This window comes from Sphingobacterium sp. Lzh-3 (genome assembly GCF_046764375.1).
Taxonomy (GTDB): Bacteria; Bacteroidota; Bacteroidia; order Sphingobacteriales; family Sphingobacteriaceae; genus Sphingobacterium.
In genome coordinates, this window is sequence record NZ_CP177226.1 from 579468 (window position 1) to 603502 (window position 24035).

General features: G+C 38.5%; 19 protein-coding genes and 1 riboswitch. Of the genes, 11 read left to right on the top strand and 8 right to left on the bottom strand.

The genetic code is table 11. The features are described from left to right. The first annotated feature begins 38 nt into the window (after window positions 1-38). Window positions 39-404, top strand: coding sequence for a hypothetical protein (locus ACLCDV_RS02275; protein ID WP_317668590.1), 366 nt, complete (start codon window positions 39-41; stop codon window positions 402-404). A gap of 31 nt (window positions 405-435) precedes the next feature. Here ACLCDV_RS02275 and ACLCDV_RS02280 read toward each other — a convergent pair whose 3' ends face one another. Further along, window positions 436-1026: a helix-turn-helix transcriptional regulator gene (locus tag ACLCDV_RS02280; protein ID WP_317668589.1), complete on the bottom strand. Its 591-nt coding sequence runs from the start codon at window positions 1024-1026 to the stop codon at window positions 436-438. A gap of 422 nt (window positions 1027-1448) precedes the next feature. On the opposite strand from ACLCDV_RS02280, the gene ACLCDV_RS02285 reads away from it, so the two are divergent. Beyond that, window positions 1449-1979: a hypothetical protein gene (locus tag ACLCDV_RS02285; RefSeq protein WP_333626844.1), complete on the top strand. Its 531-nt coding sequence runs from the start codon at window positions 1449-1451 to the stop codon at window positions 1977-1979. A 100-nt stretch (window positions 1980-2079) separates the two neighbouring features. On the opposite strand, the gene metE is transcribed toward ACLCDV_RS02285, so the two are convergent. The 3 genes from metE to ACLCDV_RS02300 form a co-directional block, all read right to left on the bottom strand. Further along, the gene (gene metE / locus ACLCDV_RS02290) at window positions 2080-4392 is read right to left on the bottom strand and encodes a 5-methyltetrahydropteroyltriglutamate--homocysteine S-methyltransferase (RefSeq protein WP_411972835.1); all 2313 of its coding nucleotides are present in this window, start codon (window positions 4390-4392) and stop codon (window positions 2080-2082) included. A gap of 78 nt (window positions 4393-4470) precedes the next feature. After that, a riboswitch (SAM riboswitch) is annotated at window positions 4471-4574 on the bottom strand. A gap of 186 nt (window positions 4575-4760) precedes the next feature. Continuing rightward, complete coding sequence (locus tag ACLCDV_RS02295; RefSeq protein WP_172840643.1) at window positions 4761-5450, bottom strand: response regulator transcription factor; 690 nt, start codon at window positions 5448-5450, stop codon at window positions 4761-4763. A gap of 102 nt (window positions 5451-5552) precedes the next feature. Beyond that, a complete protein-coding gene (locus ACLCDV_RS02300; RefSeq protein WP_411972836.1) occupies window positions 5553-7385 on the bottom strand; it encodes a sensor histidine kinase in 1833 nt (610 codons plus the stop codon). 378 nt (window positions 7386-7763) lie between these two features. Here ACLCDV_RS02300 and ACLCDV_RS02305 point away from each other — a divergent pair, with 378 nt between their 5' ends. After that, window positions 7764-8093, top strand: a complete 330-nt coding sequence (locus ACLCDV_RS02305; RefSeq protein WP_317668585.1) for a hypothetical protein — start codon at window positions 7764-7766, stop codon at window positions 8091-8093. 48 nt (window positions 8094-8141) lie between these two features. Here ACLCDV_RS02305 and pyk read toward each other — a convergent pair whose 3' ends face one another. Continuing rightward, window positions 8142-9569 (bottom strand): pyruvate kinase, encoded by a 1428-nt coding sequence (pyk, locus tag ACLCDV_RS02310; RefSeq protein ID WP_317668584.1) that lies wholly within the window; start codon window positions 9567-9569, stop codon window positions 8142-8144. Window positions 9570-9703: 134 nt separating this feature from the next. Next, window positions 9704-10198 (bottom strand): IPExxxVDY family protein, encoded by a 495-nt coding sequence (locus ACLCDV_RS02315; RefSeq protein WP_317668583.1) that lies wholly within the window; start codon window positions 10196-10198, stop codon window positions 9704-9706. 287 nt (window positions 10199-10485) lie between these two features. Between ACLCDV_RS02315 and ACLCDV_RS02320 the strand changes: the two genes are divergently transcribed. From ACLCDV_RS02320 to ACLCDV_RS02355, 8 genes are all read left to right on the top strand, one after another. Further along, complete coding sequence (locus tag ACLCDV_RS02320) at window positions 10486-10722, top strand: acyl carrier protein (RefSeq protein ID WP_028070665.1); 237 nt, start codon at window positions 10486-10488, stop codon at window positions 10720-10722. A 27-nt stretch (window positions 10723-10749) separates the two neighbouring features. Further along, window positions 10750-12003: a beta-ketoacyl-ACP synthase II gene (gene fabF / locus ACLCDV_RS02325; RefSeq protein WP_317668582.1), complete on the top strand. Its 1254-nt coding sequence runs from the start codon at window positions 10750-10752 to the stop codon at window positions 12001-12003. An 84-nt stretch (window positions 12004-12087) separates the two neighbouring features. Then, on the top strand, window positions 12088-12828 hold the full coding sequence (rnc, locus tag ACLCDV_RS02330; protein ID WP_317668581.1) for a ribonuclease III: 741 nt from the start codon (window positions 12088-12090) through the stop codon (window positions 12826-12828). Window positions 12829-12883: 55 nt separating this feature from the next. Next, the gene (hisS, locus tag ACLCDV_RS02335) at window positions 12884-14266 is read left to right on the top strand and encodes a histidine--tRNA ligase (RefSeq protein ID WP_317668580.1); all 1383 of its coding nucleotides are present in this window, start codon (window positions 12884-12886) and stop codon (window positions 14264-14266) included. A 243-nt stretch (window positions 14267-14509) separates the two neighbouring features. After that, a complete protein-coding gene (gene pdhA, locus ACLCDV_RS02340; RefSeq protein WP_046674850.1) occupies window positions 14510-15505 on the top strand; it encodes a pyruvate dehydrogenase (acetyl-transferring) E1 component subunit alpha in 996 nt (331 codons plus the stop codon). Window positions 15506-15534: 29 nt separating this feature from the next. Next, on the top strand, window positions 15535-17172 hold the full coding sequence (locus tag ACLCDV_RS02345) for a 2-oxo acid dehydrogenase subunit E2 (protein WP_411972838.1): 1638 nt from the start codon (window positions 15535-15537) through the stop codon (window positions 17170-17172). A gap of 383 nt (window positions 17173-17555) precedes the next feature. Then, entirely contained in the window at window positions 17556-18746 is a 1191-nt protein-coding gene (locus ACLCDV_RS02350; protein WP_411972839.1) for a serine hydrolase domain-containing protein, read from the top strand. Window positions 18747-18864: 118 nt separating this feature from the next. Beyond that, the gene (locus ACLCDV_RS02355) at window positions 18865-19224 is read left to right on the top strand and encodes a CoA-binding protein (protein ID WP_317668577.1); all 360 of its coding nucleotides are present in this window, start codon (window positions 18865-18867) and stop codon (window positions 19222-19224) included. Here ACLCDV_RS02355 and ACLCDV_RS02360 read toward each other — a convergent pair. Then, window positions 19221-20471, bottom strand: coding sequence for an ROK family transcriptional regulator (locus ACLCDV_RS02360; RefSeq protein WP_317668576.1), 1251 nt, complete (start codon window positions 20469-20471; stop codon window positions 19221-19223). The two genes, ACLCDV_RS02355 and ACLCDV_RS02360, sit on opposite strands and share 4 nt — an antisense overlap. 151 nt (window positions 20472-20622) lie before the next feature. After that, on the bottom strand, window positions 20623-24024 hold the full coding sequence (locus ACLCDV_RS02365) for a DUF1080 domain-containing protein (protein WP_411972840.1): 3402 nt from the start codon (window positions 24022-24024) through the stop codon (window positions 20623-20625). Window positions 24025-24035 lie beyond the last annotated feature (11 nt).

Genomic DNA, 24035 nt, shown 5'->3' on the forward strand with positions numbered 1-24035 from the left:
GTCGATTGTAACCGTTTGTTGTCGTTTAATCTTCCGTTATGAGTTCTGTCGAGAAAGTCTGCCTTGAATGTGGCAAGGGTGTATATGGCCGTTCTGACAAGCGATTTTGTGATGATGCTTGCCGGAACGCCTATAACAACAAATTAAATAGCGACCAGACCAATATGGTGCGCAATGTGAATAATATCTTACGAAAAAACCGCCGCATTTTATTGGATGCGTTGAGTGGGGAGGGGATGGTCAAGATACAACGGGAAAAGTTAAAGCGGTTGGGATTTGATTTTAAGTTCCATACACATACTTTTTCCAATAACAAGGGCCAGACCTATAACTTTATTTATGAAACAGGCTATCTGTTGCTGGAGAATGATTGGGTATTGATCGTTCAAAAGAAACCACTGTGATTTTAATCGCAACAGATTCCTTAGTATTGGTCTAGTTTGCTGAACTGAGCTTGGCCTTCCTTATTGCGATATAATTAAAAATAGTGAAGGTTAGAATCAATAGGTAATAGCATACTGGGATGAGTAAAAAGTAGGCGCTATTAAAGATATCGCTTAAAAAAGACGGTAGCGAAATCTTAAAAAAATCTGCAATAATGATATAGCCTATGAAACTTCCGAGAAAAAATAGTCCAACAGCATGTATTACAATTATTTTTTTTAGGTGCTTACTGTATAAGGCATCTTTGTTTTGCTTCGTATAGCCCATAATCGCTGGGACCAGTAATCCTAATAATGGATTGACCAGAAAGGTGAGCGATGCTAAATATAGCGCTTTAATACTTCCTGTTTGATTGTTGTCGATACTGATTTGATTTACATTTGGCATAATGAGTTGTTCTAAAGGTATTTCCAAGATTTGACTGATCTGTTTGAGACTAAATCCACTGATTTCTTCAGTGCCTTTTTCGATGCGTTGCACTGTTCTTAGCGATACACCCGCCTGATCGGCGAGTTCCTGCTGCGTTAGTCCCTTACGTTTTCTTGATAGTTTGATTAATTGATTAGCTGATTGACTTTCCATAGTCCAAAGATGGGGAAATAGTCGTTGAATTTCAGCGAAATTGATGCGACAATAATATGCCAATATCGTGCTGTAAGATATAACGGATTAATAATCAAAAGTTTTTGGGGATTTGATAAATATTTTGAATCTTTGCAATTTAACAGAGTAATTAATAAAAACGGAAGAATATGTTTGCAATATTAGAAAATCCCGCTTCGTCCACAGAGAAGATTCTCGGGAATATTCTTCGGAATACGGCCCTTTCCTAATCTTCTTTCTTAATACGTTAAGTAATCTACGTTGATATTGGCTAAAAATTGGCGCTCTAAATGGTGGCCCACTGTTCCAATATGCTTAGCTTATGATGGAGTTTTAAAAATCCAGCTGCTTTCGAGGGTATTGTGAAAGCTGGATATGAATGTTATGTTTTAGAAAATTTTATGAATTCAGTAAATAAATATGTCCTTCAGGCACTGGATAACTATCCTATGTATTTGGAGGAGACCATGGAATCCTTATCCTATGCCCTGTCTTATGATGAGTCCAATACAATGGCGCTGTGTTTGATGGGAAGAGTTCATGCCGAACAGCTATTGGATTATGAGCAGGCAAAAAGATATTTCCAGGAAGCTTTGGTGCATAATGTGCAGGCATTGGAAGTATATCCTTATTTCATTCAGACGCTGATTGATATGGGGGAGTATGAAGCTGCAAAAAAGACGATTAAATTTGCTTTGACACTTCCGGCGATGCCCTTGACAGGGATATGGATCAAGAAAGCACTTCTATTTGAAAAATTGAGAAAATACAAAAAGGCATTGAAGGCGTTAAAGATGGCAAAACTTGAAAATGTTGATCTTGATTTTTCGTCAAGCCTGAAGTCGATTGAAGATCGGATTAAGGGGAAACAGGAAATTAACAACGGGAGAGAAAAGGAAAACAAGAAAGAAAAGAAGAACACCCGAAAATAGGCTCACATTATCCGGATGACGGTTTTTGTTTCGAACCAAGGTCCAATAAAAAAGCCCTAGATGAAATTTCATCTAGGGCTTTATCAATATAGTTTAAGAATTATTCTGCTCTTAAGATTTTCGCAGCCTCAACCATCGACTCTAAAGCCGCTTTGGTTTCTGGCCAAGCACGAGTTTTTAAACCACAGTCAGGGTTAACCCAAAGTTGTGCTGCTGGAACTACTGCTTTTGCTTTACGCAATAGATCTACCATCTCATCTTTGCTTGGAACACGAGGTGAGTGAATGTCATAAACACCTGGACCAATATCGTTTGGATATTTGAAATCACCAGCGAAAGCATTCAACAATTTCATTTGAGAGCGTGAAGTCTCAATCGTGATGACGTCAGCATCCATTGCAGCGATGTCTTCGATGACATTATTGAACTCAGAGTAACACATGTGTGTGTGAATCTGTGTATCGTCTTCTACATTTGATGAAGAAACACGGAAAGCACGTACTGCCCAGTTCAAGTAATCTTTTTGATCAGCTTTACGAAGCGGTAATCCTTCGCGGATTGCTGGTTCATCGATTTGTATGATTTTGATACCTGCTTTTTCCAACGCTTGTACTTCATCCAAGATCGCCAATGCAATTTGGTAAGTGGTTGTTGAACGCGGTTGATCATTACGTACGAAAGACCATTGTAAGATAGTAACCGGACCAGTCAACATACCTTTAACCGGACGGTTAGTCAATGATTGAGCGTATGAAGACCAACGGACAGTCATATCTTCAGGACGGTATACATCACCATAGATAATCGGAGGTTTTACACAACGTGAACCGTAAGATTGTACCCAGCCGTTTTGTGTGAAAGCGTAACCAGCCAATTGTTCACCGAAGTATTCAACCATGTCGTTACGTTCGAATTCGCCATGTACTAATACGTCGATATCCAATTGCTCTTGAAGACGGATTGTGTTTTCAGTTTCTTCTGCGATTGCTTTATCGTACTCTGCCTGCGTGATAGCACCTTTTTTCAGGTCTGCTCTCCATTTACGAACATCTTTCGTTTGTGGGAATGAACCAATAGTTGTGGTAGGGAATGCCGGCAAGTTGAACTTCGCTTGTTGCGCTGCTTTACGGTCAGCAAATGCTGAAGTACGTTTCGCATCGTCATCAGTGATATTGCTTGTACGTGTTTTAACCTCAGGTTTGTGGATCAGTGGAGAAGTACGACGGCTTTCAGCTGCAGCTTTGTTCGCTTCGAAGCGTTTTGCTGTTTCAGCATCAACTTCACCTTCTGCTAATACGGCTAAGTCTTTTACCTCAGCTAATTTTTGTTTAGCAAATGCTAACCAGTTTTTTACTTCAGCTGGTAGCGATTGCTCATTGTGTTCATTGTCTAAGTCAAAAGGAACGTGCAACAATGATGAAGAAGGAGCTACCCATACACGGTCTTTTCCTAATGCATCAACAGCTTGTTTGATTTTAACCAATGATTTTTCGTAATCATTTTTCCAGATGTTACGGCCTTCTACAATACCCAAAGATAATGTTAATGAAGCAGGAACTTTAGCTAGTACCGTATCCAATTGGTTTTCACCGCGTACCAAATCCAAATGTAAAGCATGGATAGGTAGGTTAACTGCGATATCTTCGTTATCTTTTAAAGCTTCGAAGTAAGTCGTCGCGATTAATTTGATATTTTTTGCTGCTGCAGCTAATTTTTCGAAAGTAGGTTGATATAAAGCTTTTACTTTAGCATCTAAATCCAATGCTAAGAAAGGCTCGTCAATCTGAACATATTGCGCACCGGCCTCAGATAGTTTAGCTAATATTTGCTCATATACTGGAACAAGTTTATCCAATAAATCGATGCGGTCGAAGCCAGCTTCTTTTTCTTTACCGATCAAAAGGTAAGTGATAGGACCTAATAGAACTGGTTTAGTATCGATGCCCAATGATTTTGCTTCGTTATATTCATTTAAGAATTTTTCGGACGTCAATTTGAATTCTTGATCTTTTGTGAATTCTGGCACCATATAGTGGTAGTTCGTATCCAACCACTTGGTCATTTCCATTGCCGTCACGTCGATTCCTTCTTGTTGGAAACCACGCGCCATGGCAAAATATAGATCTAAGCTGTAATTGTTGTCTACTTTATTCAATAAAGAATGGTAACGAGCAGGAATTGCACCAACAGTAAGGGTTAAATCCAATACTTGATCGTAAAAAGAGAAATCATTGGAAGGGATCAAATCTATTCCAGCATCTTTTTGTGTTTTCCAATTGCCTTCACGAATTTTTTTTGCTGTGTCCAATAATTCCTCAACAGAAGATTTTTTAGCCCAATAGGCCTCATTGGCTTTTTTCAATTCGCGGAACGCGCCCACACGAGGGTAACCTAAATTGTTAGTCAATAACATAATGAATGTTTTTAATATTTCTTTTTCAACTATATTTCTTGCTAGAGAGAGAAGGACACACTAGAATTTGGTGACTTCGGCTTATCATTCCCATATCAAGTAGGGTAGAATTTAGCACCTTGTCAAGGGACAGGTTGCTAAGGCTTCATCGGGTCTATTCCCTCTGCCTTTCTCTATAAGCGACGCTAAGTTAGAACATTTCTTTTTGAAATGCAAATTTTTTATAAAAGTGCGTCAATTTTTTATATTCTACTAAGGATAAAATTGTTTTGTTCTTTTCTTTTCATCCATGATTTAGTGTATGCCCTGTTTCAATACGCCGTGTAGCATAAAAAATGGGGAATGACTGTTTCTCATTCCCCATGCTTTTAGCTTACCAAAAGTTTGTAACCTTTTCCGTGTACATTGACAATTTCAACTTTACTATCTTCTTTTAGATATTTACGAAGTTTACTGAGAAATACATCCATACTTCTACCCGTAAAGTAGTTGTCATCATGCCATATTTTTAATAAAGCTTCTTCCCGGGTCAGCACATCATTTTTCTTTAAACAAAGCAAGCGTAGTAGTTCCGCTTCTTTAGTGGATAGTTTTTGCATCTGTCCTTTGTAAGAAATTTGCTGACTTGTATAATCAAAGAAATAATCGCCAATTTCAAATTTATCAGCAACCACTTCCTCTTCTTTGTCTCGAACACTGCGTTTCAGCAAAGCATTGATGCGGAGCAATAATTCCTCTACTCGAAAAGGTTTTGTGATATAATCATCTCCCCCTAATTCGAAGGCTTCGGTTTTATCTTCCATCATCCCCTTTGCTGTGGCAAAGATAATAGGAACTGTATTGTTTGTTTTTCTGATTTCACGCCCCACTGTAAATCCGTCCTTTTTTGGCATCATGACATCGAAAATACAGAGGTCGTAGTTATTTTTTTTGAATTGAGAAATCGCTTCATCTCCATCCGTGCATAATGTGACGTCAAATTTTCCCTTTAATTCGAGATAGTCTTTTAAAAGATCCCCCAAATTAGGATCATCTTCTGCTAATAATATCTTTTGCATAATGATTATATTAATTTTCACCAATGTCCCTTGATGCTGATAAATCAGCTTTCCTCAACCTTTGAAATTTTTTAAAGAGGAAATATACAAAAAAGGAACGTTTTATTTTTTAATAGGCAAAATTACTTCAAAGGTCGTGCCCTTATCTTTTTCACTTTTAACTGTAATTTTTCCGTTCAGCCTTCTCAGGATGTCCTGTACATAACTTAAGCCAAGACCAAATCCTTTGACATTATGAACATTTCCTGTTGGAATACGGTAGAACTGGTCGAAAATCTTTTGCAGGTGATCCCGGCTCATCCCAATACCGTTGTCGGCAATGGTGACGACAATGGTATCACCGACATTTTTTGATTGTATATTCACATGCAGATCTCCTTTGTTGTACTTAATCGCATTATCCAGTAGATTATAAAATACATTTGAAAAATGCAGCTCGTCACCAACAACTACATCTTTCGTTGCCGCTAGATCTACGGAAAATTTTCCGCCTATATTTTGCATCCTTAACTGCATACTGTCGGTAACTGCTGAAACAAGATCATTAATTTGCACATCTACCTGGTCTAACTTTAATGTTTCCTTTTCCAGTCGAGCTAGATCAAGTACACGTTCGATGTGATTTCCTAGCCTAACATTTTCGTCATAGATGATATTGGCTAATTTTTGAACACGTTTATGGTCTGCATTGATGTCGGGGTCTTTCAGCGATTCACTGGCAATCATGATGGTCGCAACAGGTGTTTTAAATTCGTGCGTCATGTTGTTGATGAAATCTGTTTTCATTTCCGAAACTTTCTTTTGTCTGAAGATGATAATCAATGTATATGCAAAACAACCCACCAATAAGAATAGGAGTGCAAGCATAGGCAGAAGCAGATAGCCCATATTATCTGCGATTATTGCCTTTTTATTGGGAAAGTAGATTGTTAATTTTCCTGGTGCAGCACCGATATCACCTTTAAATAGAGCAGTAGAGTATTTCGTTGTATTAGTAGGGTTGTTTAAAGCAGCCTCGTTTAGGATATTATTTAGCAATATATTGTTTGTACTCCATATTTCAATATTAAAAGGAGCTTTAATATCGCGTTGAGCCAACTCATCTTTGATCAGTTCCTGGACAATGATGACATTCAACCGATCCTTTAACGGACGCTTTGCTAGCTCCATTCCAATAGCAACATCTTCGATGTAATCTGCCTTTTTACCACCGAGCATAGCAACGGAGTCGTAAACGTTGAAACCGGACCAAGAATTCTTTCTGTTTAGCACATCGAGCCTTTTTTCCAAATCAGAGATGGTTTTTGCAAGTTTTGCATTCTCTCTTGGTGGTAACGTGGCTACCCTAAATTTTGTCTGTTGATTGACCAATGGGTCCATTAGTGGGATAACAAACCGCGTGCTGTCATCTTTCCCATTCACCTGATCATCTACTTTTGACGCATTTAACATGATAAAAGCCTGTACTAGATTATCGTCTGTAAGCTCATTTGAAACAGAAAATTTGATGTATTTCTGGTACTCTGGTCTTTTGATGTATGTTTCGTAAAAAGAATTTTTGATTTCAATTACATTTGGATACAATGCACGTAATTGGTCTTCTTGCTCTTTAAAGTTTGAGAAAATAACATGTTGTTTGTTTTTTAATTCTTCAACTCTATACTGTATTTCGAGTTGCTCGGCCAAAAGACGTTGTTTGGCTTGTTCCTGCTTGGATTTTTCAATGTTACGTTCCTGTTGAACTTTAGCAAAGTCAACAACTTCCCGTCTTTCAAGCTTTCCGGCAACTGCGGTAATCGCAGCATTGACAGACTCATCAAATAATTGGGATTTTTGACGATAAGAATCTCTCAAAAAATAGAATTGCATGGCCAATACACCGATAAGGGCTAGTGACATTAGTCCAATAATTAATACAATGCTATTTTTCTTCATTCGAATAGGGTATTTAATAAATGTATTTTAATTGTATCACAAAGTTTATAACATTTAGTTTGCTCACTATTTGCGTATTCAGCCCTGATGTTATTTTTTGTGTTCATGAGGGTTCGATAGCTCATTTTCTTAAATTGTTACAAATATAAAGATGCTAATGTGTTTTGAAGCTGTTTTAACAATGTTTAACAGCAACTTGTTTAAATATAGCTGTTGTTGTTTGTAAATTAGTGAATAGAAATAAATTATGTGCTGAATTGGTCTACTGATAAATTTAGTCTACGCGGTTAAGTCTGGCTGCTATAGAAGTGAATAAGCCGAGTATAACATATTCATTGGTGCAATTGAGTGCAGATACTCTTTAACAACTATATAGCGATGAAAAGTTATGTATTATTATTGGCATTATCTTCCATAGGAACAATTGCTTTGGGGCAGGTGAAGGTAAAGCCGCAGATTCCTTTGATGGAGAAAAAGGAAGCAAAGATGCCCGTCCTAAAATTGGACTCTTCTAATGAGAAGTACAATATGCCTATCAAGAACCTGAAGCGTGTGGATGGTTTAGCTCCGATGCCAGGAACAGAAAAAATGCCCAAAGAGGATGGAGAAATAGATAAGCCTCCGTTTAGACGATTGGAGGATTCACTCAAAATGAAGGACTTTAAATTAAAAATAGACTCCTTATATCCAAACAGACAAAAAAAATAGCGTTCTATTTAGAACGCTATTTTTTTTGCTTTTAATCCTTAATCTCCGCTATAGTTGGGAAACACGGATTGTATTTGTTTTTCCTTTTTCGATCAACGGTGTCGAAGCAGTGTTGATAATGATAGATCCAGGTTTAACGTAGTTATTTTTTACAATAAATTTGTTAACATCATGGATAGATCCATCCGTGCTTTCAAACTTGTCGTAGATGAAGGTTTTAACTCCCCAAAGCAGGCTGAGTTGTTTCAGCAATTTTTGTGTTCCTGTGAAAACTAAGATATCTACATTTGGTCTATAACTTGTAATTTCAAACGCTGTTGCTCCAGAAGATGTCAATACTGCAATCGCTGACGCATTTGTTTTTTGAGCAAGATAAACCGAAGAAGCACAAATCGCATCTGGAATAAGCGTTCCGTCGTGGATTTCACTAACCTTCTCATTATAATAAGGATAAGAAGTTTGTTCCACGTGAATAATGATTTTGCTCATTGTTTCAATAACGATTTCAGGGAATTCACCAACTGAAGTCTCGCCACTTAACATCACAGCATCCGCTCCATCCAATACAGAGTTGGCTACGTCATTTACTTCAGCACGTGTAGGACGTGGGGTAGTAATCATACTTTCCAACATCTGTGTTGCAATGATCACTGGTTTTGAAAGATCTCTACATTTCTGTACGATAATCTTTTGAAGCCCTGGCACCTCTTCCATTGGAAGCTCAACGCCTAGGTCACCACGAGCAACCATAATAGCATCTGTCGCTTCGATAATTGCGTCAATATTTTCAATCGCTTCTGGTTTTTCCACTTTTGCGATTACGCGTGCGTGGCTTCCTTTTGCTTCAATGATTTTTTTACATTGAAAAATATCTTCTGCCGAACGTACAAATGACATCGCAATCCAGTCTGCACCATGATCTAGCGCAAAGTTCAAGTTGTCTAAATCCTCCTCTGTCAACGACGGGATAGATACTTTTGTATTTGGTAAATTAACCCCTTTACGTGAAGTAAGGACACCTCCGTGTACAACTTCACAGGTAACTGTATCTTTATGGTTGGTCTCTAAAACACGAAGTTGAAGTTTTCCGTCGTCAAGTAAAATGATTTCGTTGGCTTCAACATCGTTTGGAAAGTTTTCGTATGTAATGTAGATTCTGTTTTCGTCTCCGATAAGTTCATGTGTGGTGATTTCAACTTTTGAACCATTAGTGAGAACAGCGCCACCTTCTTTCATTTTTCCGATCCGAATTTTTGGACCTTGTAAATCGGCTAAGATGGCAACATTGAATCCTGTTTCATTGTTTATTGCATTTATAGTTTCGATTACCTTAAGGTGATCTTCCTGGCTGCCATGAGAGAAATTCAACCGGCACACATCAACCCCTTTGGCAATCATGTTGGTCAAAACTTGTTTGTCTGCCGAGGCAGGGCCTAATGTTGCGACAATTTTAGTCCTTTTTTGAACTTTTTCCATCTGATATTTTGTATTTTAAATGTTCTTCATTAATCACAACAAATAGCTCGCTATATTGTTGCGTTTTGTCAAAACTAAATCGAATTAATTTAGATCTAAACCGGGGTGTATTTGCTACACTAACCTACAGTTTGCTAAAATATGAGATTTTCTTTAGATTTCAATATTTTTGGTGATATTTCTTTTGCAATGACGACTTCCGGTAATTTACTGATCCTTTTGATAATAAGTTCCACATCATCCTCACAGATGTAATTTTTGATGATGATAAAAAAATCGAAGTGGGGGTTTTCTGGAATTAAATAAGTTCCTTCGATGCTCTTGTTGTTGATCAGGAAATATTCTGTGTCCGCATCGGGAATCAGGTAATGAAAAGCAGTGAAGTGATAGCTTGTTTTTTTCTTTGAGTCAAAGATAATGTGGTATTCAAGTTCTTCTTCGGTTTTATTTTTTTGTCGACCATCATGATCGTATTTGCTTTCTTTTCCTCTGGAAAAATTGAGGTTAGTCTCCTTGTTGATGAAATGGCAAAGTCGGTAATCTTTCAACGAACAGGTGATGGCGAGTAGGGTAAAATCCAACTCTTCATCCATGTCCATATCCAATCTTGCTACTAACTTATTGACCACTTTAATGTTTAAATATATGTTCCTCGGTTAACGAAGGTACTAATAATTTTAAGGTAGGAATATACTTTTTGTGTAAAATTTGAGTTAATTAGCTGAGCGTTTGGAATACAAAATATTTTTTGTTATACTTGAACTAAGTTAATATAGAGTGGGTTAGCTAGTATAAGACGCGAATAAGTTCGGTCGCCTAACATGGTGACTTTCATCTAAATATCAATTTAGGTTTGAATTTTGATGAAATTTATTTTTCTTTGCACAGATTTATTAAACAATTAAACTATAAAATCATGTCAGATATCGCTTCAAGAGTAAAAGCAATTATCGTTGAAAAATTAGGTGTAGACGAAAACGAAGTAACACCAGAAGCTTCATTCACTAATGATTTAGGTGCTGATTCACTTGACACTGTTGAGTTGATCATGGAGTTTGAAAAAGAATTCAACGTTGCTATTCCTGATGATCAAGCAGAGACTATTGGTACTGTTGGTCAAGCAATCGCTTATTTAGAAAAAAACGTTAACTAACTAATTTAATTAGGCTAATCGTAATAAATGGAGCTTAAAAGAGTAGTAGTAACAGGATTAGGCGCCCTTACACCAATTGGTAATACCGTCTCAGCTTACTGGGAGGCATTAATAAATGGTGTAAGCGGAGCTGCTCCTATTACGCATTTTGATGCGTCAAAATTCAAGACTCAGTTTGCATGTGAGGTAAAGGGGTTTGATCCACATGAATTTATGGATCGTAAGGAAGCTCGTAAAGTCGATCCTTTTGTCCAGTATGCTATTGCGTCAACGGATGAGGCAATTAAAGATGCTGGCTTAGATTTTGAAAAATTAGATACGAATCGTATCGGAGTAATTTGGGGATCAGGAATTGGAGGTTTGACAACGTTCACTGAAGAAGTTGCAAACTTTGCAAAAGGAGATGGAACACCTCGTTTCAACCCTTTCTTCATTCCTAAGATGCTCGTTGATATTGCTCCAGGACATATTTCAATGCGTCATGGCCTTCGTGGTCCCAACTTTTCTGCCGTATCGGCTTGTGCGTCGGCTACCAATGCAATGATAGATGCTTTTAACTATATTCGTATGGGAAAAGCAGATGTGATTGTTACGGGTGGATCAGAAGCGACAGTCAATGAAGCTGGAATTGGTGGGTTCAATGCTATGCATGCTTTGTCAACTAGAAATGACGATCCGAAGACGGCCTCACGCCCTTTTGACAAGGATAGAGATGGTTTTGTTTCGGGGGAAGGTTCAGGTGCCTTGATCTTAGAAAGCTTAGAGCATGCCTTGGCACGTGGAGCAAAAATCTATGCAGAGATTGCTGGTGGTGGAATGAGTGCTGATGCACACCATATCACAGCGTCACATCCTGAGGGCTTGGGCGCTAAACTAGCTATGACAATGGCTGTCAATGATGCAGAGATGGATTTTTCAGATATTGATTATATCAATGTCCATGGAACTTCTACACCTGTTGGTGATATTAGTGAAACTAAAGCTATTGTTGACCTGTTTGGTGAACACGCCTATAAATTGAATATCAGCTCAACGAAATCAATGACTGGACACCTTTTGGGGGCGGCAGGGGCTATAGAAACTATTGCTTCTATTTTGGCTGTCCAAAATGATATTGTCCCTCCGACAATCAATCACTTTACAGATGATCCGGAAATTGATAATAGGTTGAACTTTACATTCAACAAAGCGCAAAAACGTACTGTTAACGCAGCGTTGAGTAACACATTTGGTTTCGGTGGGCATAATGCTACCGTTATTGTGAAAAAATATAAACCTTAATGTTTGATCCTTCAAACATGGTTTGGTAATATGAGCTAGCGACAGGTTCTTTAATTAGGACTTGTCGCCTTATTTTTAGAAGAGATGCCTTTTGCAAGGATATATAAATTATATTTTTCACCAGATCGGGAATACGTTAGAAAACTAAAAAACCTGCTGGGATTTGTTCCCGGAAATGTACATCTGTATAAGATGGCCTTTCGACATAAGTCTGTCGCCGTTACAATTAAAGAGGGGGCAAAGAATAGCAACGAACGTTTAGAATTCTTAGGTGATGCTGTTTTGGGTTCGGTCGTGGCTGAACTGTTATTTAAGAAATACCCTTATAAAGATGAAGGGTTCTTGACTGAAATGCGTTCCAAAATTGTCAGTAGAGCAAACCTGAACCAACTTTCCCGAAAGTTAGGCTTTAATGAGCTTATTCAGTTTGATGCGCGAATGATCAGTTTTCCGAATAAACAAGGATCTTTGTTGGGCGATGCTTTCGAGGCATTGGTTGGTGCAGTCTATCTGGATAAGGGCTATGTCTTTACAAAAAGCTTTTTACTTCAGCGAATTATTAAACCGCACGTCGATATCCATCTTCTTGAACAGACAGAAACAAACTTTAAGAGTAGATTAATTGAGTGGTGTCAACATACCGGCAAAGAAATCGTATTTAGGCAAACAGACAACCCGGAAGGGGAGTCTTCTAAAATGTTTAGTATTGAAGCGGTTGTTGATGGTGTTGTATGTGGACTTGGACGTGATTTCAATAAGAAGTCCGCCGAGAAATCTGCCGCAGAGAAAGCCTGTGAATTCCTTAAAATTCTTGAAGTAGAATAGATGATTTTTATTCTTTAATTTATTTAGTCCCCACTAAATATTAACTTTGCCGGATATGGCAATAGTAAAACCTTCTTTGGCAAAAGGGACGCGTGATTTTTCGCCTTCCGAAATGATCAAACGCAATTATATTTTCGATACATTGAAAACGGTATTTAGAAAATATGGTTATAATGAAATACAGACACCTTCATTTGAAAATTTGACAACCCTCACCGGTAAATACGGGGATGAGGGGGATAAGTTGATCTTTAAGATTCTTAATTCGGGTGATTATTTGGCGAAAACGCCTGATAGCCTGCTTCACGATAAAAATTCCAATAAACTTATTCCGCATATTTCAGAGAAAGCACTAAGATATGATCTTACTGTGCCCTTTGCACGCTATGTTGTGATGCACCAAAATGATATTGCTTTACCATTTAAACGTTTTCAGGTACAACCTGTGTGGCGCGCAGATCGTCCGCAGCGTGGAAGATACCGTGAGTTTTATCAATGTGATGTTGACGTTGTTGGTTCAGAAAGTCTATTGAATGAAGCTGAGTTTATTTTGATTTATCAAGAAGCTTTTGAACGATTTGGGCTTAAGGATTTTAATATTAAAATCAACAATAGAAAGATTCTTTCTGGGATTGCTGAAATCATCGGAAAACCAGAACTGATTGTCGATATGACTGTCGCTATTGATAAATTGGATAAGATTGGACTCGATGGTGTGAACAAAGAATTGTTAGAGAGAGGTTTCGTGGAAGCAGATCTTGCTATTTTGAAACCTATTATTTTGTTGGAGGGATCCAATGCGGAGAAACTGTCTGCATTAAAAGCAATTTTATCAACTTCTACTGTTGGTTTAAATGGTATTGCTGAGATTGAGGAAGTATTTGACTATGTAGCCAAACTAGGTGCTGAAGAAAAATTGCTTCACACAATCATAGATCTGGATATTACATTGGCGCGCGGTCTCAATTATTATACAGGTTGTATTTTTGAAGTCAAGACGAATGAAGTTGCCATGGGAAGTATCGGCGGCGGTGGTCGATATGATGACCTTACAGGTATGTTTGGGCTAAAGGGGCTGACCGGAGTCGGTGTTTCCTTTGGTGCGGATCGTATCTATGATGTGTTGGAAGAGTTGGACTTATTTCCTATTGGTAAGGCCGACTCTACCAAACTCCTGATTATAAATTTTGATAAGCAACTGGAAGGTTATACCCTGAATTTACTCAATAAGCTTCGGAAGGAAAATATCGCTTCGGAACTCTATGCTTCTCCTGTGAAATTGAAAAAACAAATGGGTTATGCGGATGGGAAAGGAATCCCCTACGTATTATTAGTGGGTGACGAAGAGGCTGCTTCTGGGCAATTATCTTTAAAAGATATGGAAAGCGGGGAGCAGATAAAGGTAACCGAAACCGAGTTGATCCAAAAACTCCGATAACAAACAGTTTGTGTAAAATAGAATAAGCCAAATGATTATTAAGTCCTTTGGCTTTTTTATTTTCATAAGTTTTTGATTTATTTGATCGTGCCGTTCATTTATTTGTAATCAATTGCTATATACTTTAAATCAAATGTCTTAGAAGTGTCTTAAAGTATAAATAAAATTGATTTTTGAACAAGGAAATTCGTGCAAAATTATTAGATTTGTAGTCTAGAATAGTAAGAAAATCAAAACTTTGAAATGAGTTCAACACCTATAACAAAAGAGACATATTTGGAGTGGTATAAGTCTATGTTACTTATGCGTAAGTTTGAAGAAAAAGCAGGTCAACTTTACGGACAGCAAAAGATTCGTGGTTTCTGTCACTTGTACATAGGACAAGAGGCTGTAGTCGCTGGAACGATGTCGGTAATTAAACCTGAGGATTCTTTAATCACTGCTTATCGTGATCACGCCCACGCTTTGGCTAAAGGCGTTTCTGCAAATGCTTGTATGGCTGAATTATATGGAAAGATCACAGGTTGTTCAAAAGGTAAAGGAGGTTCTATGCACTTCTTCTCTAAAGAACATAAATTCATGGGTGGCCATGGTATTGTTGGTGGTCAGATTCCTTTAGGTGCTGGTATCGCATTTGCTGAGAAATATCTTGGTACAGATAATGTAAATATCTGTTATATGGGCGATGGAGCTGTACGTCAAGGTGCGTTCAACGAAACATTAAACATGGCAATGTTGTGGAAACTTCCTGTTATCTTCGTGTGTGAAAACAACGGTTATGCAATGGGTACTTCTGTACAACGTACAACGAACATGCAGGATATTTACAAAATGGGCTTAGGTTTCGATATGCCTTCTGCTCCGGTTGATGGAATGGATGTTGTTGCTGTACACAATGCGATGGACGAAGCTGTTCAACGTGCTCGTGCAGGTGAAGGTCCAACATTCCTAGAAATTCGTACATATCGTTACAAAGGACACTCAATGTCTGATCCAGCTAAATATCGTACGAAAGAAGAATTAGAAGCGTATAAAGACCGTGACCCATTGTTGTCTACTAAACATGCTATTTTAGAAAACAACTATGCAGATGACGCTTGGTTTGCAGAAGTTGAGGCTGATGTGAAAAAGGTCGTTGAGGAGTCGGTAAAATTTGCAGAGGAATCTCCTTATCCAACTGCAGATGAATTGTACAAAGATGTATATGTACAACAAGACTATCCATTTATTTTAGATTAATACTCTTTAACTTGATAATATAATAAAGAATGGCTGAAGTAGTAAGAATGCCGAAAATGAGCGATACAATGACCGAAGGGGTCATCGCGAAATGGCACAAAAAAGTTGGTGATAAAGTAAATTCTGGTGATTTAGTAGCTGAGATTGAAACAGATAAAGCTACGATGGACTTTGAGTCTTACCAAGAAGGAACTCTTTTATATATTGGTCCCAAAGAAGGCGAAGCAGTAGCTATTGATGCTGTTATTGCTGTTTTAGGAGAACCGGGTGAAGATTTTCAAGCATTGTTGAGTGGTGATGCACCTGCTGCTGAAAAAGCACCAGAAAAAACCGAAGAAAAAAAAGCAGAAGAAGTTTCTGGTACAGAATCTTCAGCTAGTACTGTAACTCCTGAAGAATTGGGATGTACTGTTATTACAATGCCATTGTTGAGTGATACCATGAAAGAGGGGGTCATTGCGCAATGGAACTTTAAAGTTGGTGATACGATTAAATCTGACGATGCTATTGCTGATGTAGAAACTGATAAAGCGACTATGGAGGTTACAGCGTATGCTGATGGCACCTTGTTATATGTTGGTCTTGAAGCTGGACAAGCTGCAAAGGTAAACGACATCATCGCGATCGTTGGTCCTGCTGGAACTGATATCACACCTTTGTTAAATCAAAAATCTGCACCTGCAAAGGCGGAAACTGCTGAAGCTCCTAAAGCTGATTCAGCTGCTGCTCCTGCTGTCACTGCTGCACCGGTAGCATCGTCTTCAAGCGATGATTCTCGTGTGAAAGCTTCTCCTTTAGCACGTAAAATTGCACAAGAAAAAGGGATCAATTTAAGTGATATCAAAGGTTCTGCAGATGGCGGCCGTATTGTGAAGAAAGACGTTGAATCGTTTGTTCCTGTTGCTGCACAACCTGCGGAGACAAAAGCTGCAGCTGCTCCTGCAACAGAAGCAAAAGCAATCACTTTGCCTACATTTGTTGGTGAAGAGCGCTATACTGAAAAACCAGTTAACCAAATGCGTAAAACTATTGCGCGTCGTCTAGCAGAGTCATTGTTTACAGCTCCACACTTCTATTTGACTGTATCGATTGACATGGACAATGCAATGGCTGCTCGTGCGCAGATCAATGAGGTTGCTCCAGTAAAAGTTTCTTTCAATGATATCGTTGTAAAAGCTGTTGCTGTTGCTTTGAAAAAACATCCTGCTGTAAACTCTTCATGGCAAGGCGATAAAATCCGTTTCAATGAGCATACCAACATTGGTGTTGCAATGGCTGTTGAAGATGGTTTATTAGTTCCTGTTGTGCGTTTTGCAGATGGTAAATCATTGTCGCATATCTCTGCAGAGGTGAAAGATTTCGCTCAAAAAGCGAAAGCTAAAAAATTACAGCCTGCTGATTGGGAAGGATCTACATTTACAGTGTCCAACTTAGGTATGTTTGGCATTGACGAATTTACATCCATTATCAACTCACCAGATGGAGCTATCCTTTCTGTTGGTGCTATTCAAGCAGTTCCTGTTGTTAAGAATGGTGCTGTAGTTCCTGGTAATGTAATGAAAGTGACTTTGGGTTGTGATCACCGCGTGGTTGATGGTGCAACTGGAGCTGCATTTTTGCAAACATTAAAATCTTTGGTTGAAAATCCAGTAAGATTATTAGCATAATCCTTTAATAGAGGAATTAAAAGCCACTTTAGTAATAAAGTGGCTTTTTTATTGCCTTGTTTGATAAGTACTTTGTATTGAAAAGCTTATTCCTGAAATCCAGTTTTCTTCATTGCGAATTTGTTTGAGGTGCTGTGTGCTTTGTTCAACGTGATAAGAAAAGAGACTGCACTAAAAAAACGGTAACATATACGATAAATAACAATTATTGTAGGGGAAAAATTCGTTTTTTTATACTAAAATCTTCATTTTAGCATTATTATCAGTATGCGGGTCCTTCTATTACGAGCTTCAATAATTTGATATTATTTAGAACAAAGGAAACAGGAGGTATTTATTGATATATAATATATAAAACACAAAAATCCGGGAGACTTAGTATAGTGAAATTATTTTTTTTAAAGGGAATGGTTGCTCTTTTGTTTGTATCTACAGTGGCTTGTAGTTCAAAAGAGAAAAAACAGAAGGAAGCAGCGATAGCGCAGGCAAAAGTGGATAGTACAAGACTGGTCTATAATTCAAATAATGCAGATCAGAAGATTGACGCTTTTATGAAAAATCTACATTCAAAAGCTGCATTCAATGGGAATGTTCTTGTTGCTAAAGATGGTAAAATCTTATATCAGAATACATTCGGCTGGGCCAATTACTTAAAACGGGATAGTTTAAAAATTGATGATAAATTTGAACTCGCTTCCGTTTCTAAACCGCTTACAGCTGTCGGAATTTTAAAGTTAGTGGAGGCAGGAAAGCTGCGTCTTGACCAAACAATCAACGACTTCTATCCGGATTTTCCTTATCCAGGTATTACTATAAAGATGTTATTGACACACCGTTCGGGGTTGCCCAATTACGTTTATTTTTCAGAGGAACACTGGCCTGATCGTAAGAAAGGAATGACGAATCAGGATGTGATGAAAATGCTAACTGAATTTAAGCCCAATCGTTATGGTGCACCTGGAGGACGTTTCTTTTACAATAACTCTAATTTTATGGTCTTAGGGGCCATTATTGAAAAGATATCAAAACAAGATTATGCTACGTATATGAAAGATAGCGTATTCAATGTTGCTGGAATGGTAAATACAGCTGCACTTTCTAAGGCAGTGTATGATAAAATTCCTACCAATGTTATTGGGCATGATAAGGTATGGCGAAGATCGGTGGTGCAAAACTTTCAGGACGGACCGCTTGGTGACAAAGGAATTTATAGTACTGTGCGTGACCTTTATCGTTTTGATCTGGCCCTGAGAGATGGACGATTGTTGAAGCAATCAACATTGGATTCGGCATATAGAGGATATCCGGATGCGAAAAAAGGAATTTTTAGCTATGGCTATGGTTGGCGTACGTTTGAGCATGGAAACGACCATATCGTATATCATACAGGTTGGTGGCACGGTTTTAGACATATTTATGTGAGAGATTTAAAGAGAAACATTGTTATTGTTTTACTTTCTAATATGACAAATGGAAGCCTGGTCAAACTGGACGAGCTTTATAAGATTATGGGAATGCCGGTATTACGTAAAAATGCGTATAGCAACCATGGCGATTTTATCATTGATGAGTAGTTTCTAAGTAATATTATTTTGATAAAATCATAGTCATCTTCGCTCTTTAGTTACAATAGGGCGTAAGTTGACTGTGGGTAGTGGGCGAGCAAGAGGTAGATATAAAAGGAATAAAAAGATGAAAAAAACATTGATTTTGGGTGCCAGCACCAATCCTTCGCGTTATTCGAATAAAGCTGCAAATATGCTGCATAAGCACGGGCATGATATCGTCAATATTGGCTTGAGTGGAGGTGAAGCAGCTGGAGTTCCTGTTGAAAAAAAAGGTGAGATATACACCGATATTGACACTGTGACGATGTATCTTGGTGAGCCTAATCAGAAGGAGTATTACGATTATATATTAGCGACGAAGCCCAAAAGAATTATATTTAATCCTGGTGCGGAAAATGCTGAATTAGAGCAGCTTGCCATGGAGCACGGTATTAAGACTGAAAGAGCCTGTACTCTTGTTTTATTGAGTACAGGGCAATTTTAGATTTTGGATTTCCGAAGTAGTTCAACGGATAGGTATTTTGTGATGAAATAGTTTGTAAGGCCTACAGTATTGCTGTCGAGATTTAGGCTTGAAACTTTTATGTCACAATGTTCCTTCAATATCGCCATGGTATAAGAATTTATGGCTTGCTGTATCGGAATAGTGATCAATTCATTTGCTTTTGCAATTTTTCCACCCAACACGATCAATTCGGGGTTGAGCAGTTGTATTAGCGATGCAAATGCCTTGCCTAGATTTGTTCCCAGTTTTGAAATCTGATTTATTGCAAATTGATCCCCTTTATTTGCAGCTTCAATAATATGTGTCGGTGTTAAATGTTGTAATTCATCGGGTTGTAATTCATTTAATTTAGTCAGCTCTCCTTTTTTTATTTCCTGCTTGGCATTGTTAACCAGTGCAATTCCAGAAGCGACAGTCTCTAGGCAGCCTCTTTTGCCACAATAGCAAAGTTCACCGTTGTCGATAAAGGGCATATGTCCTACTTCGCCGGAGTAGCCATCACGGCCTAGATAGACTTCGCCATTGGACACGATTCCCAAACCTATCCCCCAATCCATTAGGATAATTAAACTGTTTTTTGTGTTTTTTGCCAATCCAAATTTCAATTCTGCATAAGCTGCACCTTTGACGTCATTCAGAATGAAGACCGGTTTTTTATATATGTGCTCAAAATAGTTTGTTATGGATTGATTATCGTCATGTAAAAAAGTCTCGTTGGTACCTTCTTCAGCGTTGATCAAGCCCGGCATACCAATGATAAGCCCCGTTAGGTTTTCGACATCAACTGATTTGTCGACCAGATATTGATCTATAATTTGTGTAATGCTGGCGAGATTTTCTGCATCGCGGGATAGTTCGTTGTCCAGCTCGATCGTTTCAGCAATTATGTTCTGGTTATTGTCCATGATGCTCATTGTAATAGAGAAACGTTGAAGTTCAATCGACAGCACTTGAAACAATCCATCACATAATTTATATAAATTGGGTTTGCGACCACCAATAGATTCTCCTTTGTCAAATTGACGGATAAAATCATCTTCCAGCAATTCTGCAATCAGGCTATTTACCGTAGGCAGGCTTAAATAGAGGTTTTTTACAATGTCATTTACCGATACAGATCCTAATTCGGCTATTAATTTTATAATGGAGAGTTTATTGAACAGATTTTTCTTTTCAGGTTTACTCTCCAATTTTTTGTTAATCAGTAAGTTTACGGCTTTAGTCATAAAACATCATATTTTGAAATAGAATCCTCAGGGCTTTAATTTAGCAAAAGTTTTGGAATCATTTGGTTATTTTTCTCACTTGACAAGCAAGTGGGCTAATTAGCAAAAAGGGGATAAGATTCCTTATCCCCTCTCTACGTATAAGTTTAGACTATTTGAGTTTTTTTACTCGAATATCTTTAAAGAATACTTCGGTACCGTGTCCTAAAAATCCGATATGACCAGAGGTTCGTTTAAGCCCAGGATGTTGTTTGCCATCCAGGGTTCCATTTTTGCTTGCCTCGGCGATATCCGCATCCACGATAACCGCGCCATTCAGTGTAACTTTGATGCGATTTCCTTTCACCACGATTTCCTCGGAGTTCCATTCACCTACAGGTTTTAAATGACCTTTTTTGGCAGGAACAACTCCATAAATTGAACCGTGATATTGGTATTGCTTCAAGTCTTTATAAACATCTGCACCATCATCAAGTACCTGGATTTCCATGGCCTCATATGCGGCATCTCCCTCCAGAGGAGCGCGTATTCCCACACCATTGTTGGCTCCAGGAGTTAATTTGAAGTCGAAGCGATAAATGAAGTCTGCATATTCTTCTTTTGTGTAAAGGTTTCCACCAAATTTTGCATTTGGATACACCCAGATATAACCTTCGTCATTGACGACATAAGCTTGGTTTTCTGTCCACTTGTCGAGGTTTGTTCCATCAAAAAGTACTTCAAAACCTTCTTTTTTCTCTTGATCGCTCAATTTAAAGATTTGTTTTCTTGGGAATTCCTTGATAAAAAGATCTCTGTAATAAACAACTGAACCATGCGCTTGTAACTCAATTTGTTCGGTAGGGAAAATTGATTGGTTTCTATCCCAATAGTTTTCAAGCGGAATATTATCGGTTACTAACTGTCCATTTAACCAAACTGTGACTTTATCGTCTACCATTTTGATTTTAAATGTATTCCATTCGCCAGTAGCGTTGTCGGCAACCTTCAATGGTTTGCTTTCATTTTTCTGGTTATTGTATAATCCGCCGGAGCCAACTTGGGCGCCAACTCTTGTATTTGCGATATCCCAAATTTGTACTTGTGGAGTACCTCTTAAGTAAATACCGGCATCACCTTCTATACCACCGTAGTTCTCCAATTTCCAGTCTACGAGCATTTCGAAGTCGCCGTATTGTTTTACAGTAGCGAGATTGTCGCCTTTACCACTAAATACGATTTCACCATTAGATACAGACCAGCCTTTACGCATGATATCGTCGGCTTTAGCTTGTTCTGCTGCTAAAGTTTTCTCGTTCATTTTACTGCGTTTGATCGGATCCGCTACCAAACCTTTCCAGCCACTTAGGTCTTTACCGTTGAACATCGAAACATAGCCTTCTTTGATTGGCATTTCAGCAAGATAGCGAACAACAGCTTCTTTAAGGTATCCACTTTCACTACCCGACAATTTACCGATTACTTGTTCAAGAACCTCTCTAACCTTTTTGCCATAGAACTTGTTGTCCATTGCAATGTTCATCGCTACATTGGCCGCAGTTCCGCCAAGTTGAGCGTCGTTCATTAAATCGGCGGCAAAAACTAAAGACTGGTATGTTCCTGTAGGTTGTAACGCCGATAATGCTGCTTTTTTCTGATCGGCTGTTTTGGCAACGTTAAATGCATCTCTTAATAACAAAGTTTTCTGTTCAGGCGTATTAGAAGAAGAAGAAATTGATTTAATTAATCCTTTGTAGACCGTATTGAAAAGATTGTCATCTTTTTCTGTTCGGGACAGCGATACTAATTCTGGCAGTGCGTTGGAGGTAGACCAACCAGCCAAAGACTCAATTGCTGCAGACCGTAGACCTGAATTAGTGTTGTTAAGGTAGGCAGTTACAGCTTTCAATGACTGGGTATCACCAAGTCCAGCAAAAATAGGGAAATACTTAGCGGTATTAGGTGCTGCAGACTTCGATATATTTGCAGCTAGTTTTTCTGTCAATCCTTTTGAATTTGTGCTTGACTGAACCACATTGACAATGGCACGTTGCAATAGCACGGCAGATTTATTGTCTGTCGTATTGTTTAACCTACTGAATAGTTCTTCTAAATCCGATTCTTGAGCTACATTTGGGAGTGCTTTGTTGATCGCTTCTTCGACAGCAGGGTTTGAACTCTTTATGGCTAATACAGCTTTGGATGATGCATTGTTGGAACGTTTACTTAAAATATCCAGCAATTGAATCTTTTTGTCGTCGTCTACAGTGGCAAGTGCATTGTTGACGTCAGTAACGACATTTGCATCTTTCGATGAAAGGATCAATGCTTTTACCGAATTATTGAATTGTTGATCAGCGTTGAGCGCCTGGATTAAGGTATTGGTTTCTTTACCCTGAGATAGTGTGTTTAGCGCACTTAATCCAGCTAATTTAGTTACTGGAGACTGCGTTTTATTTACTAATGCCTGGATTAGTTTTAAGCTGCTTGCCGAACCATTGTGGGCTAAGTAGTTCAATACACTTTCTTGCACTTCAGGCGTGCCCTTGCTTGCTAAAGCAAGCAAGCTTTTTGCGTCGGCGCCTTTTCCGTATTTTCCGAGTAATTGTAATGCAATGTTACGGTAAGCACCGTTATCGCTCTTAACAGCTGCTAACAAATTCTTTTGTTGTTTCGCTGGGTCGATGGTTGTCAATAATTTAAGCGATGCAATTTGGCCGTTGATCGATTTTACTTTTTGAGATTCCTGGAAAAACTTGTTTAGGAACTTAACCGCATCTTGGTCGTGTTTATTGTCGATCAATGCTTGAGCATAGTCAATACCAAGTCCTACTGCATCCAATTTGTCATAGCTATAGCCGGCAGTATTTAGTTTTTCCTGGAATAGCGGTTCTGAGGCTGTACCTCCGATTTTGCTCAACGCAATTAATGCCGTCCGCTGGAAGCTATCCGAATTATATTTTTGCGTTAATCCTAAAATGGCACTTTCAGCATTTTTATCTTTTAGATCTCCGAGTGCTGTAACCAGGGCAATGGCAGTTTTCTCTGTTGTGGATGCTGCTAAAGCTTTTTCTAAGGCTGCTGTTGATTCAGGGGTACGAATAGATACTAGGGTTCTCGCTGCGGCATCTGCAAGATAATCGTTTGTCAAACAATTTGCGACAGCAGGTATAGCTGTATTATCTGCACATTGGCGTAACAGGCGTAAGGCAAAGACTTGATTTGTTGGTTCACTCAATTGCGCTATGGATTTTGCCAATCCTTCAACAAACACTCTTTTCTGCTGTTCTTTGCCTGGTTGGTTTACATAAAACGAATAGCTGTTCGCCGCAAATTCTATCGGAGCATTGTTGCTACCTGGTGCTTTAAGTCCTTTGAGGAACGTAACGACGTCATCAGAAGAAAAACCTTCCAGCTCATGCATGGCAAGTAAAAACTTTTCTTTTTCTTCGGCAGGCTGTTGTGCCAATACGTCTGCTATTTTAGTTGCAGTCGTTCTATTTTGTGGTTGCTGAGCGTAGGTTGCACTAGATATAAGAAGCAATACGGTCAGCGAATTGAATATTCTTTTCATTGGGATATCTT